This window comes from Pseudomonas reinekei (assembly GCF_001945365.1).
Lineage (GTDB): Bacteria > Pseudomonadota > Gammaproteobacteria > Pseudomonadales > Pseudomonadaceae > Aquipseudomonas > Aquipseudomonas reinekei.
Window position 1 is genome coordinate 206,299 of sequence record NZ_MSTQ01000003.1, and the last position, 13,825, is coordinate 220,123.

A 13,825-nucleotide genomic window follows, 5' to 3' on the forward strand; every position below is an offset into this window, starting at 1 on the left:
CGAAGGTGTCAGGCCTCGTTGTCCTGATCGGCCTTCAAGCGGTCGCGGAAAGCTTTTGGCGAGATGCCCACCCGGCGTCGGAACAGGCGCGTGAAGTTAGTCGGATCCGAGAACCCCAACACGTCGGACATTTCATAGATGGTCATGCTGGTGTAGGTCAGCAAGCGCTTGGCCTCCAGCAATTGCCGCTCATGCATGATCTGCAATGCCGGCTGCCCCGCCAACTCACGGCAAGTGCCATTGAGGTGGGAAACGGAAATCCCCAGGCGATGGGCCAGGTCCTCGACCTTGACGTGCTGACGATAGGTCTCTTCCACCAGCTGAATGTAGCCGTTGAGATATTCCCGGGCACGCTGCGGTCGTTGGCTGGCCGAGTGGCGCTGGATCACCTGACGGCTGACCCACACCATGATCACACTGACCAACGAATGCATGAGCATTTCCCGCGCCGGTTGATGGCTGGTGTACTCGTTCTGCAACGCACTGAACAGGCTGTTGAGGTACTCGCCGTCCGCACCCGCCGGGTAGCTTTCGGCTTGGGCCAGGGCGTTCACCGAATGCCCCAGTTGCTGCTGCAAATGGGCGATCAACGGCGCGGCGAGGGTCACGACAAACCCTTGGACATCCTCGGAAAAACGAAACCCGTGCACCGACAGCGGCGGCAGGATCTGGATCGCCGGTTGCGTCAGTTGCGTACGTTTGCCTTCGATTTCAAGCTCTGCCTGACCTTTGAATACGAAGAGCAACTGGCATAAATCGGCATGGCGATGCGGTTTGATTTCCCATTGATGTTCGCGGCTGCGTTTGGAAATGGTTTCACAGTGCAGCAAGTCCGGGGTCGGCCAATCCAGGCTTTCACCATAGAGCTTGAACACCGGAATCGACGGCAGGTCAGGCTTGTTCATCACTTCAATCCAGGCCTCGGAATAGATGACGGGCGATAATCGCACCGATTGGCAAAATGTACAGGTATCGGCTCAGTTTTCACCTTCAATTGACAGACTCGCGGGGGAAAAATGCAAGCACTCGATCCATAAAAATCTTTCACCGGCCATGGTCGCGTGAAGCTTGCGAGTCATAAAAACAATGAAAACGCTGAAAACCCAAGTTGCCATTATCGGTGGTGGCCCTTCCGGCCTGCTGCTCGGCCAGTTGCTGCACAACGCCGGGATCGACACCCTTATCCTCGAACGTCAGACCCCGGACTATGTACTCGGTCGCATCCGCGCCGGTGTTCTCGAACAAGGCATGGTAGAGCTGTTGCGCCAGGCCGGCGTGAGCCAGCGCATGGATGCCGAAGGGTTGGTTCATGGCGGCTTCGAACTGGCCCTCGACGGGCGTCAGGTACACATTGACCTGCAAGCCCTCACTGGCGGGAAAACCGTGATGATCTACGGTCAGACCGAGGTCACCCGCGACCTGATGGCCGCTCGTCAGGTCGCCGGAGCGCAGACAATCTACGAGGTGAGCAACGTCGTTCCCCACGGCATGAAAACCGATGAACCGTTCGTGACCTTCGAAAAGGATGGCGAGCAGTATCGTCTCGATTGCGATTACATCGCCGGGTGCGATGGCTTCCATGGCGTCGCCCGACAATCGATTCCCGCCGAGTGCCTGAAGATCTTCGAACGGGTTTATCCGTTTGGCTGGTTGGGGATACTGGCGGACACCCCACCGGTCCACCAAGAACTGGTCTACGCCCGCCACGAACGGGGCTTCGCCCTGTGCAGCATGCGTTCAGAAACCCGCACCCGCTATTACGTACAAGTGCCGGCTGACGAAAAGGTCGAAAACTGGTCCGATCAACGTTTCTGGGATGAACTCAAATCCCGGCTGCCACAGGCGCTGGCGCAGAAGCTGGTAACCGGACCGTCCATCGAAAAAAGCATCGCGCCGCTGCGCAGCTTTGTGGTCGAGCCGATGCAATACGGCCGGATGTTTCTGGTCGGCGATGCCGCGCACATCGTCCCGCCCACCGGCGCCAAGGGTCTGAACCTGGCGGCCAGCGACGTCAGTACGCTGTTCAACATCCTGCTCAAGGTTTACCGCGAAAATCGCCTCGATTTGCTGGAAAAATATTCGGAAGTCTGCCTGCGCAGGGTGTGGAAAGCCGAACGGTTTTCCTGGTGGATGACCTCGATGCTGCACCGTTTCGACGACCACGATGCCTTCAGCCAGCGCATCGCCGAGTCGGAGCTGGACTACTTTGTAGATTCAGAGGCCGGTCGCAAAACCATCGCAGAAAACTATGTCGGCCTTCCATACGAGGCTATCGAATAGCCTGCTACCGATTTACACTGGCGAGCACTTACCCGCTCGCCATGCCTTTGCGGGTCAAACACTGCCCGCAGGTTTTCCCGTGACCAATCTTCACCAGCCTGAAACGCCCAAACCGGCCATCCGCAGCGTGCTGATCGCGCTGATGCTGGCGATTTTCCTCGGTGCGCTGGACCAGACCATCGTCGCCGTGTCGATGCCGGCCATTTCCGCGCAATTCAAGGATGTCAGCCTGCTGGCCTGGGTGATTTCCGGCTACATGGTGGCGATGACCGTGGCCGTGCCGATCTACGGCAAACTCGGAGATCTCTACGGGCGGCGCAAACTGATGCTGTTCGGCATGGGCCTGTTCACCCTGGCATCGTTGTTCTGCGGCATGGCCCAGAGCATGGAACAACTGGTGCTGGCGCGAATTTTCCAGGGCATCGGCGCCGGCGGGATGATCTCGGTCAGCCAGGCGATCATCGGCGACATCGTGCCGCCGCGCGAACGCGGTCGCTATCAGGGTTACTTCAGCAGCATGTACGCGGTGGCCAGCGTCGCCGGCCCCGTGCTCGGCGGTTACATGACCGAATACCTGTCCTGGCGCTGGGTGTTCCTGATCAATCTGCCCTTGGGCCTCGGCGCCTGGCTGGTGGCCAATCGCACGCTGGTCGGCCTGCCGATTCCGCAACGTAAACCCATCATCGACTACCTCGGTACCGTGCTGATGATCATCGGCCTGACGGCATTGTTGCTGGGCATCACCCAGGTCGGCCAGGGGCATTCGTGGCGCAGCGCCGACGTCTTGGGGTTGCTGGCTTGCGCGGTGGCAGTACTGGGGTTGTTTGTGCTGCATGAACGACGGGCGCGAGAGCCGTTGCTGCCCATGCACCTGTTCACCAATCGCAATACGATCCTGTGCTGGTGCACGATTTTCTTCACCAGTTTCCAGGCGATCTCGTTGATCGTGCTGATGCCACTGCGCTTCCAGAGCGTCACCGGCGCAGGGGCCGACAGCGCCGCGCTGCACCTGCTGCCACTGGCCATGGGCTTGCCGATTGGTGCGTATTTCGCCGGTCGTCTGACGTCGGTGACCGGGCGCTACAAACCGATGATTCTCACCGGTGCCGCGTTGATGCCGATCTCGATCCTGGGCATGGCCTTCAGTCCGCCTCAGGCGTTTGTGCTGAGCAGCCTGTTCATGCTGCTGAGCGGGATCGCCTCGGGCATGCAGTTCCCGACCTCGCTGGTGGGCACGCAAAATTCGGTGGAACAACGAGACATCGGTGTGGCAACCAGCACCACCAACCTGTTTCGCTCGTTGGGGGGTGCCGTGGGCGTGGCGTTGATGTCGGCACTGCTGCTGGCGTTGCTGCAGGATTCAAGCTTTGCGCACCTGGCTGGCTCGACGCTGATTGCCGAAGGTCATTCCGGCAACGTACTGCTGGACGGGTTGAACGCGGCACCGGGAGAGGCGAAGGATATCTTGCGCGCAGAACTGCTGCTGACCTTCCGCCATTTGCTGATGGTCAGTGCAGCGGTGTCGCTGCTGGGGCTGGCGGCGGCGATTGCCATGCCGAACATGTTGTTGCGTGGGCGGGAAGACAAGGTTCGTTAAGGAGACCGGGTCGCCTTCAATCACGAGCAGGCTCGCTCCCGCAATGATCTCTGGTGTACACAAAATCTTCATTCGCTGGAGATCCGGTGCAGGAGCGAGCCTGCTCGCGATAGCGGTTCAACAGTCAAAAAGATTCAAGGGCTGTAATACCCCACCGCCACCAGAAAATGCCCGACCTTCTTCAGATAGGCATGCTTGTCCTCAACTTTGCTGGTCACCGGGTTCTTCCAGCGATACTCGTACTCGCCATAATCCTGTTTAGCGATCAGCGCCAGAATCGGCTCGCCCACCGGTTTGCCTTCCGGGTCGTTGACCTTGCTGAAATCGGTGTTGATCAAACGCAGGTTAGTGCCGTGGGCGACATACCGCTTCGTATCCAGATCGACGACAAACACATACAAATCATCCTGCAGATAACCGCCCTTGAGGGAATTGATCGCCGTCAGCGTGCCCTTCTCGTCCTTGGTCAGGTCGGTCGCCGCTTTGTTCAGCAAGGCCATGGCCTGTTCCGCTGACGCCCGCGGCAAGTAGTAACCCACCGCGAGAATCCGCTGGCCGACACGCTGGTAGTACACGTGCTTGCGCTCGACCTTTCCGTCGGACCAGTTCTGCCAGCGATACTCCGCCTGTTGAATGCCATTGCCTTCCGGCACCTTGAGCGCGTCCTTGAACGCTTTTTGCAATGACGGCTCAAGGGTTTGCGAGACATCCCGGCCAATCAAGGCCGAAGACGGCCCGCCGCTGGCGAGCATCACGCCCTTGGTGTCGACGACGAAGACATAGCGGTCTTTATCAACGAATTCGCCCTGACGGCTAAAGGCCGCGAAGGCTTTGTCACCATTGTCGTGGTAATAGGCCAAGGCTTTTTCCAGCAAGGCGATCGCGGCCTTGCTGTCGTCCTTTTCAGTTCCGGCCGCTTGCGCCTGGGTGAGGCCCAGCACAAGCATGAAGCACAGCACAGCGAACCTTTGCACAAACCCCATTGCGCGTCCCTCGTTCTTGTTGATGTTTCAAGAGCGTAGACGGCAATGGGGCATGTACGAATATTCAGCGGATCGCAGTGTGTAAGGAAATCATTCCCGGCCGGTCCGGGAATGAATCCGGGCTTACTGCCGGGCGCGCAATTGCTGTTGCAGGTTCTGGATCTGCGCTTGCAGGGTGTTGATGTTGCGGGTGACCTGACTGCGGAAAGCATCGAACTCTGCGGTATTGGTCGCACCTTGAGCCGCCGCCGGACGATTGTCCTGCTCGCTCTTGAGCACGACGATGTCCTGCTCCAGGCGCTCGATGGCGGCACTCGGGTTGCCTTGTTTCTTCAAGGCCACGATGTCGGCACCCAGGCTTTTGAGCTGGGCGTCGAATTTTTCCGTGTCTGGCGGAGCACTCTTCAGCGCGGCCACGTCGCCGATCAGGACTTTGACCTGAGCCTGCAACTGCGTGTTGACGGTTTGATGCTCAGTGCTTTGAGTGGTGACCTGCGCCAGGCGCTTGTCCAGATCCGTGGTTTGCGCGGTCATCTGCGCCAGACGCTTATCCAGATCAGATGTCTGACCGACCACACCTTGTTGCTGTTTGCTCTGATCCTGCAGCTTGCTTTCCAGCTGTTTGATCTGCAGCTTCAAGGCTTCGCTGTCGCTGGTGACGTTGGTCTGGCTGGCGACCACCTTGCCGGAAATGTCCTGCAGGCGCCCCGCCGCTTCCTCACTGATTCGCGCGAAACTTTCCTGGGTGGCCACCAATTGCTGCTCCATCAGCGAAATCTGCTGAAAGCTCCACCAGGCCAGGCCCGCGAAAGCAAAGAACAAGGCGCCCACCAGTGCCCACAACGGGCCGGTGCTCGCCGACTTGACCTTGACCACCGGCGGCGTGCGCGAATGCACGGCGGTGCGGGTGGTCGGCGGAAAATCGTCATCGAGGACGTCTGCACGCAGGCTCGGTACATCATCGAAGTCGTCGTTGGCATCGTTACGCATGGACATTGAGTCAACCTTTGTGAAACGCGGTGATGGCTTGATGCGGCGAGTATAACCTCCGTCGCCGCACCGATTGACCCTCAACCCGGGACCGGGTTCAGTGGGCAGCTTTTCAGTGAAAGTCCTGAGCCTTCCACCAGCCGCAGAACTCATCCAGAGCCGTCCACAGACTGACCTTCGGGTCGTAATCCAGATAATGCCGCGCGCGACTGATGTCCAGGGTGAAATTTTTCTTCATCACTTGCATGCCCAGGCGCGACAGGGTCGGCTCGGGACGCCCGGGCCACAACTTGCACACGCCTTCGTTCAGCGCCGCAACGCTGTAGGCCAAACCGTAGGAACGGTAGCGCGTAACCTGTGGGACTTCCATTTTGCGCATGACGTAATTGACCACGTCCCATAACGGCACCGGCGCGCCATTGCTGATGTTGTACACCTTGCCCAAGGCCGAGCCCCCGGCCAGCAAACTGCTGAGTAGCGCTTCATTGAGGTTCTGCACGCTGGTGAAGTCGGCCACGTTGAGACCATTGCCAATAATCGCCAGACGGCCCTTGCGTTGCATTTTCAGCAGGCGCGGGAAGATGCTCATGTCCCCGGCACCGGTCACGAAACGCGGGCGCAGGGCCACGGTTTCGAGGCCGAATTCCTGAGCGCCGAAAACCTTTTGTTCAGCCAGGTATTTGGTGGCGGCATACGGATGCTTGAAGCGCTTGGGCACCTGTTCTTCGGTCAGGCCCAAGTGATCACGGCCATCAAAGTAGATAGACGGTGACGACAAATGCACCAGACGCCGCACTCGTTGTTTCAGGCAGGCTTCGACCACATTCTCGGTGACCTGGACATTGCCTTGGTGAAAGTCCTGATAGCGTCCCCACACACCGACGGCGCCGGCGCAATGGACCACGGCCTCCACGTCGGAGCACAGCGCCCGGGTCAGTTCCGGGTCGCTCAAATCCCCCTGGATGAACTCGGCGCCACGGCGCACCAGATGTTCCACACCTTCGGCCCGGCGACCGTTGACCCGCACGTCCAGCCCCTGCTCCAGGGCGAAACGCGCAAAGCGCCCGCCAATGAAGCCGCTTGCGCCGGTGACCAGAATCTTCATGTATTGCTCCAGCAAATGCAGAGGCGAGCTTCAAGCCGCAAGCTGCAAGTTAAAAACGGTCCGCAAGCGTTTCACCTGCGGCTTGCAGCTTGACGCTTACGGTTGCTCCAAGGGCACCAGCCATTGCTTCGATGCCAGCACCAACTGATCAGTCAGCAACCCCAGCAACTGACCGCCATTACGCCAATGATGCCAGTACAGCGGCACATCGATCGGCTTATCTGGCAAAAGTTCGAGCAAAACACCACGCTCCAGTTGTTCGCGGACCTGCAGTTCCGGCACCAGCCCCCAACCGAGCCCGGCTTCGGTCAGGCGGATAAAGCCTTCAGACGATGGGCATAAATGGTGTTCAAATCCACCATCGACGCCAAGGGACGCCAGATACCGGTGCTGCAGGAAGTCGTCAGGACCAAACACCAGGGCCGGGGTGCGAGCCAACTGATCGGCCCGTACGCCCTGCGGAAAATGCCGGGCTATGAACGCCGGGCTGGCCAGGGCGCGGTAACGCATCGCACCCAGCAAAACACTGCGCGCGCCGGCCACCGGCCGCTCGCTGGCACACAGGCATCCCGCCACTTCACCGGCACGCATGCGCTTGAGGCCGACGGTCTGGTCTTCGACGATCAGGTCCAGCAACACGTGTTGTTGCGCGCAAAAATCCCCCACCGCCTGCGCCCACCAGGTGGCCAGACTGTCGGCATTGAGGGCAATGCGCAAACGCTCCGGCAAACCTTCTTCGTCCAGCGCCGGCACCAGGCTTTGCAAATCCCGCTCAAGCAGGCGCACCTGCTGCACATGGTTGAGCAAGCGTCGACCGATCTCGGTCGGGGACGGCGGCGTGGCCCGCACCAGCACCGGTTGGCCGACTCGAGCTTCGAGCAGTTTGATCCGCTGTGAGATGGCCGATTGCGACAATCCCAGGACCTGCGCAGCCCGCTCAAAACCAGCCTGCTCGACCACCGCTGCCAAAGCGGAAAGCAATTTATAGTCGAACATCAGTTCTCCTAATGAGTGATCAGCAATATTGGTTTTTCTTATACAGCGTCAAGCCCGAGAATGACCAGCAAGATTTCTTGAACAGGAACCCTCCACATGGCTGGCGAAACTTCATTGGCCACGCTGCTGCGCAGCATGAGCCCGCAACTCAACGCCGGCGAATACGTCTTCTGCACCTTGCGCGACAGGCGGTTGCCCACAGGACTGGAGATCATCGGCAGCTTCCGTGAACAGGAAGGTCTGACCGTCATTCTCGAACGTTCCCACGCCGAGCAGGCCGGTTTCAGCTTCGACTATGTCGCGGCCTGGATCACCCTGAACGTGCACTCGGCCCTCGAAGCCGTCGGCCTGACGGCCGCGTTTGCCACCACGTTGGGCAAGGCCGGCATCAGTTGCAACGTCGTCGCCGGTTACTACCACGACCACTTGTTCGTCGGCCAGGCCGACGCCGACCGCGCCATGCAAGTGCTGCGGGACCTGGCTGCCAACGGGGAGTAATCGATATGTGGCAAAGCTATATGAATGGCTTGCTGGTGGCCTTCGGCCTGATCATGGCAATCGGGACGCAGAACGCGTTTGTCCTGGCGCAAAGCCTGCGCCGGGAACATCACTTGCCGGTCGCCGCGCTGTGCGTGGCCTGCGACGCATTACTGGTGGCGGCCGGGGTTTTCGGGCTGGCGACGGTACTGGCGCAGAACCCGACTTTGCTGGCGATTGCCCGTTGGGGCGGCGCGGTGTTTTTGTTGTGGTACGGCAGTCAGGCACTGCGCCGGGCTTTCTCGAAGCAGAGCCTGCAACAAGGCGAAAACCAGACCGTGCGCTCGCTGCGCGCGGTGATGCTCAGCGCCCTGGCGGTCACGTTGCTCAACCCGCACGTTTATCTGGACACCGTCTTGCTGATCGGCTCCCTCGGCGCGCAACAAACCGAGCCCGGCGCCTATGTGGTGGGCGCGGCGAGTGCTTCATTGCTATGGTTTTTCACATTGGCACTGGGTGCCGCGTGGCTCGCTCCGTGGCTGGCCAGACCGGGCACCTGGCGAATTCTCGACCTGTTGGTGGCGGTGATGATGTTCGCGGTAGCGCTACAACTGATCATGGCCGGTTGATTTATTCCAAACTGCTCTGGAACCTCTATTCCACACAGTTGTTGCGTGGTTATGCCGCACCCCCGGTGCTATGATCCGACACCTGCGCCGCAAAGAGTACAAACTCCCCGGCGCTTGTCTGGCCGCCCCGTGATCGGCCTTGCGCTCACCGCACCTGACCTGATTAGGAGATTCACCATGGCTTTCGAATTGCCGCCACTGCCTTACGCACACGATGCCCTGCAGCCGCACATTTCCAAGGAAACTCTGGAATATCACCACGACAAGCACCACAACACCTACGTCGTGAACCTGAACAACCTGGTGCCAGGCACCGAGTTCGAAGGCAAGACTCTGGAAGAAATCGTCAAGACTTCCTCGGGCGGTATCTTCAACAACGCCGCTCAAGTGTGGAACCACACGTTTTACTGGAACTGCCTGGCGCCAAACGCCGGCGGCCAACCAACCGGCGCACTGGCTGAAGCCATCAACGCAGCGTTCGGTTCGTTCGACAAGTTCAAGGAAGAGTTCAGCAAGACGTCCATCGGCACCTTCGGTTCCGGTTGGGGCTGGCTGGTGAAAAAGGCTGACGGTTCCCTGGCCCTGGCCAGCACCATCGGCGCCGGCAACCCGCTGACCAGCGGCGACACCCCGCTGCTGACCTGCGACGTCTGGGAACACGCTTACTACATCGACTACCGCAACGTTCGTCCCAAGTATGTCGAAGCGTTCTGGAACCTGGTCAACTGGAAATTCGTGGCTGAGCAGTTCGAAGGCAAAACCTTCACCGCTTAAGCTAGACGCCAGTCAAAAAACCCGGCTTATGCCGGGTTTTTTTATGGGTGAGTCGGTGGTGGGGCGAGGTGTCGGCCAAAAACGGATATGCACGCTGACAACAACAGCTAAGCCCCAGATGAAACCAGGCCCAACGCCTTGCCCCGGAGCCACAGCCGTCTAACATCAAACAAAAGGAAAAAATCTCCTTATCCCCTCAAGTTGAAGGACCCGACTACCGACACAGTACCTATCGGATAAATAATCCACGCACAGCCGATTGGCCAAGCTGCAGGCAAAATTCCTCACGGATGATTGTCCCTTTGACTGCCATCACGGGATTGCCAATACTCATGGCAACTTGATGCTACCCGCACGGAACAAGGAATAACCCTTTGAAGCTGGAACTCAAGAACAGCTTGTCGGTGAAGTTGCTCCGGGTCGTGCTCCTGTCGGCATTGATCGTCGGTGTGGTCTTGAGCTGCGCGCAGATCGTGTTCGATGCCTATAAGACCCGCCAGGCCGTTGCCGGTGATGCCGAACGCATCCTCGACATGTTCCGCGACCCTTCGACCCAGGCCGTCTACAGCCTGGACCGGGAAATGGGCATGCAGGTGATCGAAGGCCTGTTTCAGGACGCTGCCGTACGCCAGGCGTCCATCGGTCATCCCAACGAAGCCATGCTCGCGCAAAAATCCCGCGAACTGCAGCATTCCAACAGCCGCTGGCTGACCGACCTGATACTCGGCAAGGAACGCACCTTCACCACCCAACTGGTCGGTCGTGGTCCCTACAGCGAGTATTACGGTGACCTGAGCATCACCCTCGACACGGCCACTTATGGCCAGGGCTTTATCGTCAGCTCGGTGATCATTTTCATTTCCGGCGTATTGCGCGCCCTGGCGATGGGGCTGGTGCTGTACCTGGTGTATCACTGGCTGTTGACCAAACCTTTGTCGCGGATCATCGAGCACCTGACCGAAATCAATCCCGATCGCCCCAGCGAACACAAGATTCCGCAGCTCAAGGGCCACGAGAAAAACGAACTGGGGATCTGGATCAACACCGCCAACCAGTTGCTGGAGTCCATCGAGCGCAACACCCATTTGCGCCATGAAGCGGAAAACAGCCTGCTGCGCATGGCTCAGTACGATTTCCTCACCGGCCTGCCGAATCGCCAGCAATTGCAAACGCAACTGGACAAGATCCTCGTCGACGCGGGCAAGCTGCAACGACGGGTCGCAGTGTTGTGTGTCGGGCTGGATGACTTCAAAGGCATCAACGAACAATTCAGCTACCAGACCGGCGACCAGTTGCTGCTGGCCCTGGCCGACCGCCTGCGGGCGCACAGCGGACGCCTCGGCGCCCTCGCCCGCCTTGGCGGCGATCAGTTCGCCCTGGTGCAGGCCGATATCGAACAACCCTACGAAGCCGCGGAATTGGCGCAAAGCATTCTTGATGACCTGGAAGCGGCGTTTGCCCTCGATCATCAGGAGATTCGCCTGCGCGCCACCATTGGCATCACGTTGTTCCCCGAGGATGGCGACAGCACCGAGAAGCTGCTACAAAAAGCCGAGCAGACCATGACCCTGGCCAAGACCCGCTCGCGCAATCGCTATCAGTTTTATATCGCCAGCGTCGACACCGAGATGCGCCGCCGTCGCGAGCTGGAAAAAGACCTGCGCGATGCCTTGGCCCGCGAACAGTTCTACCTGGTCTATCAGCCGCAGATCAGCTATCGCGATCACCGCGTGGTGGGCGTTGAAGCGTTGATTCGCTGGCAACATCCGGAACACGGACTGGTTCCGCCGGACCTGTTCATCCCGCTGGCCGAGCAGAACGGCACCATCATTGCCATCGGCGAGTGGGTGCTGGACCAGGCCTGCAAGCAATTGCGCGACTGGCATGACCAGGGCTTCAGTGACCTGCGCATGGCCGTCAACCTGTCCACCGTGCAGTTGCACCACGCCGAGTTGCCAAGGGTGGTGAACAATTTGCTGCAGATGTATCGCCTGCCACCGCGCAGCCTTGAGCTGGAAGTCACCGAAACCGGCCTGATGGAAGACATCAGCACCGCCGCCCAGCATTTGCTCAGCCTGCGCCGCTCCGGTGCACTGATCGCGATCGACGACTTCGGTACGGGCTACTCATCGCTGAGCTATCTGAAAAGCCTGCCGCTGGACAAGATCAAGATCGACAAGAGCTTCGTCCAGGACCTGCTCGATGACGATGACGACGCGACCATCGTTCGCGCCATCATCCAGCTGGGCAAGAGCCTGGGCATGCAGGTGATTGCCGAAGGCGTGGAAACCGCCGAGCAAGAGGCTTACATCATTTCCGAAGGCTGCCATGAAGGTCAGGGTTACCACTACAGCAAGCCTCTACCGGCGCGGGAATTGGGTGCCTACCTCAAGCAGGCCCAGCGCAGTAATGCCGCCATTTTGTAATCCCTGCAGGAGCAAGCTCGCTCCTGCAAGGTGAAGCGCACCCCCTCAGTGAATAAGAAATATTTCCAAGCACAACCCTTTACAGATAATGCGAAAGATTTGCATTATGTCGCAGTTTTGCGCGCTGGACGCGTTATACCACCCCCTCTCGAAGCAGGATGTTCGCCATGATTCGTATGCCTCTGGCTACCGCCAGTCTGTTGGCCATCGCAATTTCCCTCGCCGGTTGCGGTGAAGGCAAAGACAAAGAGAAAGCTGCCGCTCCTGCGCCGGCTGCCAGCACCGCCGCTGCCCCGGCTGCTCCAGCCGCTGCACCTGTTGCCGGTAAAGTCGACGAAGCCGCCGCCAAAGCCGTTGTCGCCCATTACGCCGACATGGTTTTCGCCGTTTACAGCGATGCCGAATCCACCGCCAAGACCCTGCAAACCGCCATCGACGCCTTCCTCGCCAAACCGAACGCCGACACCCTGAAAGCCGCCAAGGCTGCCTGGATCGCTGCCCGTGTTCCTTACCTGCAAAGCGAAGTGTTCCGTTTCGGCAACACCATCATCGACGACTGGGAAGGTCAGGTGAACGCCTGGCCGCTGGACGAAGGCCTGATCGACTACGTCGACAAATCCTACGAACACGCACTGGGTAACCCGGGTGCCACCGCCAACATCATCGCCAATACTGAGGTTCAGGTCGGCGAAGACAAAATCGACGTGAAGGACATCACTGCGGAAAAACTGGCCAGCCTGAACGAGCTGGGCGGTTCCGAAGCAAACGTAGCCACCGGCTACCACGCTATCGAATTCCTGCTCTGGGGCCAGGACCTGAACGGCACCGGCCCTGGCGCCGGCAACCGTCCGGCTTCGGACTACCTGGAAGGTACCGGCGCCACTGGCGGTCATAACGATCGTCGCCGCGCTTACCTGAAAGCCGTGACCCAACTGCTGGTCAGCGACCTCGAAGAAATGGTCGGAAACTGGAAGCCGAACGTGGCCGACAACTACCGCGCCACCCTGGAAGCGGAACCTGCTGAAAGCGGACTGCGCAAAATGCTGTTCGGCATGGGCAGCCTGTCCCTCGGCGAACTGGCGGGCGAGCGCATGAAGGTATCCCTGGAAGCCAACTCCCCGGAAGACGAACACGACTGCTTCAGCGACAACACCCACAATTCGCAGTTCTACGATGCCAAAGGCATTCGTAACGTGTACCTGGGCGAATACACCCGCGTCGATGGCACCAAAATGACCGGCGCCAGTCTGTCGTCGCTGGTCGCCAAAGCTGACCCGGCTGCCGACACCGCGCTGAAAGCCGACCTGGCTGCCACCGAAGCCAAGATGCAGATCATCGTCGACCACGCCAACAAGGGTGAGCACTACGATCAGTTGATCGCTGCCGGCAACACCGCTGGCAACCAGATCGTCCGCGACGCCATCGCTTCGCTGGTCAAGCAGACCGGTTCGATCGAAGCGGCTGCCGGCAAACTGGGCATCGGCGACCTGAACCCGGACAACGCTGATCACGAATTCTGATCAACGCTGGCTGAGTGAACACAAGGCGACCTTCGGGTCGCCTTTTTT

At 59.5% G+C, this 13,825-nt stretch carries 12 protein-coding genes; 7 read left to right on the top strand and 5 right to left on the bottom strand.

Annotated elements, in window-relative coordinates; translation table 11 throughout:
* Nucleotides 1-8: 8 nt before the first annotated feature.
* Nucleotides 9-905, bottom strand: coding sequence for a helix-turn-helix domain-containing protein (locus BVK86_RS05655; RefSeq protein WP_075945495.1), 897 nt, complete (start codon nucleotides 903-905; stop codon nucleotides 9-11).
* Between the two features lie 190 nt (nucleotides 906-1,095).
* On the opposite strand from BVK86_RS05655, the gene pobA reads away from it, so the two are divergent.
* Together pobA and BVK86_RS05665 are read left to right on the top strand one after the other, a co-directional pair.
* Nucleotides 1,096-2,280 carry a 4-hydroxybenzoate 3-monooxygenase gene (gene pobA / locus BVK86_RS05660; RefSeq protein WP_408002986.1) on the top strand — a complete coding sequence of 395 codons (1,185 nt, stop codon included), beginning with the start codon at nucleotides 1,096-1,098 and terminating at the stop codon, nucleotides 2,278-2,280.
* Between the two features lie 79 nt (nucleotides 2,281-2,359).
* Nucleotides 2,360-3,877, top strand: coding sequence for an MDR family MFS transporter (locus BVK86_RS05665; RefSeq protein WP_075945497.1), 1,518 nt, complete (start codon nucleotides 2,360-2,362; stop codon nucleotides 3,875-3,877).
* A gap of 134 nt (nucleotides 3,878-4,011) precedes the next feature.
* On the opposite strand, the gene BVK86_RS05670 is transcribed toward BVK86_RS05665, so the two are convergent.
* The 4 genes from BVK86_RS05670 to BVK86_RS05685 all read right to left on the bottom strand — a co-directional run bounded on the left by BVK86_RS05670 (nucleotide 4,012) and on the right by BVK86_RS05685 (nucleotide 7,951).
* Complete coding sequence (locus BVK86_RS05670; protein ID WP_075945498.1) at nucleotides 4,012-4,860, bottom strand: cache domain-containing protein; 849 nt, start codon at nucleotides 4,858-4,860, stop codon at nucleotides 4,012-4,014.
* A 123-nt stretch (nucleotides 4,861-4,983) separates the two neighbouring features.
* Nucleotides 4,984-5,856, bottom strand: coding sequence for an ATPase (locus BVK86_RS05675; protein WP_075945499.1), 873 nt, complete (start codon nucleotides 5,854-5,856; stop codon nucleotides 4,984-4,986).
* A gap of 106 nt (nucleotides 5,857-5,962) precedes the next feature.
* Nucleotides 5,963-6,955, bottom strand: coding sequence for an NAD-dependent epimerase/dehydratase family protein (locus BVK86_RS05680; protein WP_075945500.1), 993 nt, complete (start codon nucleotides 6,953-6,955; stop codon nucleotides 5,963-5,965).
* A 96-nt stretch (nucleotides 6,956-7,051) separates the two neighbouring features.
* Nucleotides 7,052-7,951, bottom strand: coding sequence for a LysR family transcriptional regulator ArgP (locus tag BVK86_RS05685; RefSeq protein WP_075945501.1), 900 nt, complete (start codon nucleotides 7,949-7,951; stop codon nucleotides 7,052-7,054).
* 96 nt (nucleotides 7,952-8,047) lie between these two features.
* Between BVK86_RS05685 and BVK86_RS05690 the strand changes: the two genes are divergently transcribed.
* The 5 genes from BVK86_RS05690 to BVK86_RS05710 all read left to right on the top strand — a co-directional run bounded on the left by BVK86_RS05690 (nucleotide 8,048) and on the right by BVK86_RS05710 (nucleotide 13,777).
* Nucleotides 8,048-8,449 carry an ACT domain-containing protein gene (locus BVK86_RS05690; protein WP_075945502.1) on the top strand — a complete coding sequence of 134 codons (402 nt, stop codon included), beginning with the start codon at nucleotides 8,048-8,050 and terminating at the stop codon, nucleotides 8,447-8,449.
* A gap of 5 nt (nucleotides 8,450-8,454) precedes the next feature.
* Nucleotides 8,455-9,057: a LysE/ArgO family amino acid transporter gene (locus BVK86_RS05695; protein WP_075945503.1), complete on the top strand. Its 603-nt coding sequence runs from the start codon at nucleotides 8,455-8,457 to the stop codon at nucleotides 9,055-9,057.
* Nucleotides 9,058-9,234: 177 nt separating this feature from the next.
* Nucleotides 9,235-9,831, top strand: a complete 597-nt coding sequence (locus tag BVK86_RS05700; RefSeq protein WP_007918933.1) for a superoxide dismutase — start codon at nucleotides 9,235-9,237, stop codon at nucleotides 9,829-9,831.
* Between the two features lie 374 nt (nucleotides 9,832-10,205).
* The gene (locus BVK86_RS05705) at nucleotides 10,206-12,257 is read left to right on the top strand and encodes a putative bifunctional diguanylate cyclase/phosphodiesterase (RefSeq protein WP_075945504.1); all 2,052 of its coding nucleotides are present in this window, start codon (nucleotides 10,206-10,208) and stop codon (nucleotides 12,255-12,257) included.
* A 167-nt stretch (nucleotides 12,258-12,424) separates the two neighbouring features.
* A complete protein-coding gene (locus tag BVK86_RS05710; RefSeq protein WP_075945505.1) occupies nucleotides 12,425-13,777 on the top strand; it encodes an imelysin family protein in 1,353 nt (450 codons plus the stop codon).
* The last annotated feature ends 48 nt before the right edge of the window (nucleotides 13,778-13,825 follow it).

Coding starts and splice junctions, on each gene's coding strand:
- BVK86_RS05655 (WP_075945495.1), bottom strand. CDS start 905: ATGAACAAGCCTGACCTGCCGTCGATTCCGGTGTTCAAGCTCTATGGT.
- BVK86_RS05670 (WP_075945498.1), bottom strand. CDS start 4,860: ATGGGGTTTGTGCAAAGGTTCGCTGTGCTGTGCTTCATGCTTGTGCTG.
- BVK86_RS05675 (WP_075945499.1), bottom strand. CDS start 5,856: ATGTCCATGCGTAACGATGCCAACGACGACTTCGATGATGTACCGAGC.
- BVK86_RS05680 (WP_075945500.1), bottom strand. CDS start 6,955: ATGAAGATTCTGGTCACCGGCGCAAGCGGCTTCATTGGCGGGCGCTTT.
- BVK86_RS05685 (WP_075945501.1), bottom strand. CDS start 7,951: ATGTTCGACTATAAATTGCTTTCCGCTTTGGCAGCGGTGGTCGAGCAG.
- BVK86_RS05690 (WP_075945502.1), top strand. CDS start 8,048: ATGGCTGGCGAAACTTCATTGGCCACGCTGCTGCGCAGCATGAGCCCG.
- BVK86_RS05695 (WP_075945503.1), top strand. CDS start 8,455: ATGTGGCAAAGCTATATGAATGGCTTGCTGGTGGCCTTCGGCCTGATC.
- BVK86_RS05700 (WP_007918933.1), top strand. CDS start 9,235: ATGGCTTTCGAATTGCCGCCACTGCCTTACGCACACGATGCCCTGCAG.
- BVK86_RS05710 (WP_075945505.1), top strand. CDS start 12,425: ATGATTCGTATGCCTCTGGCTACCGCCAGTCTGTTGGCCATCGCAATT.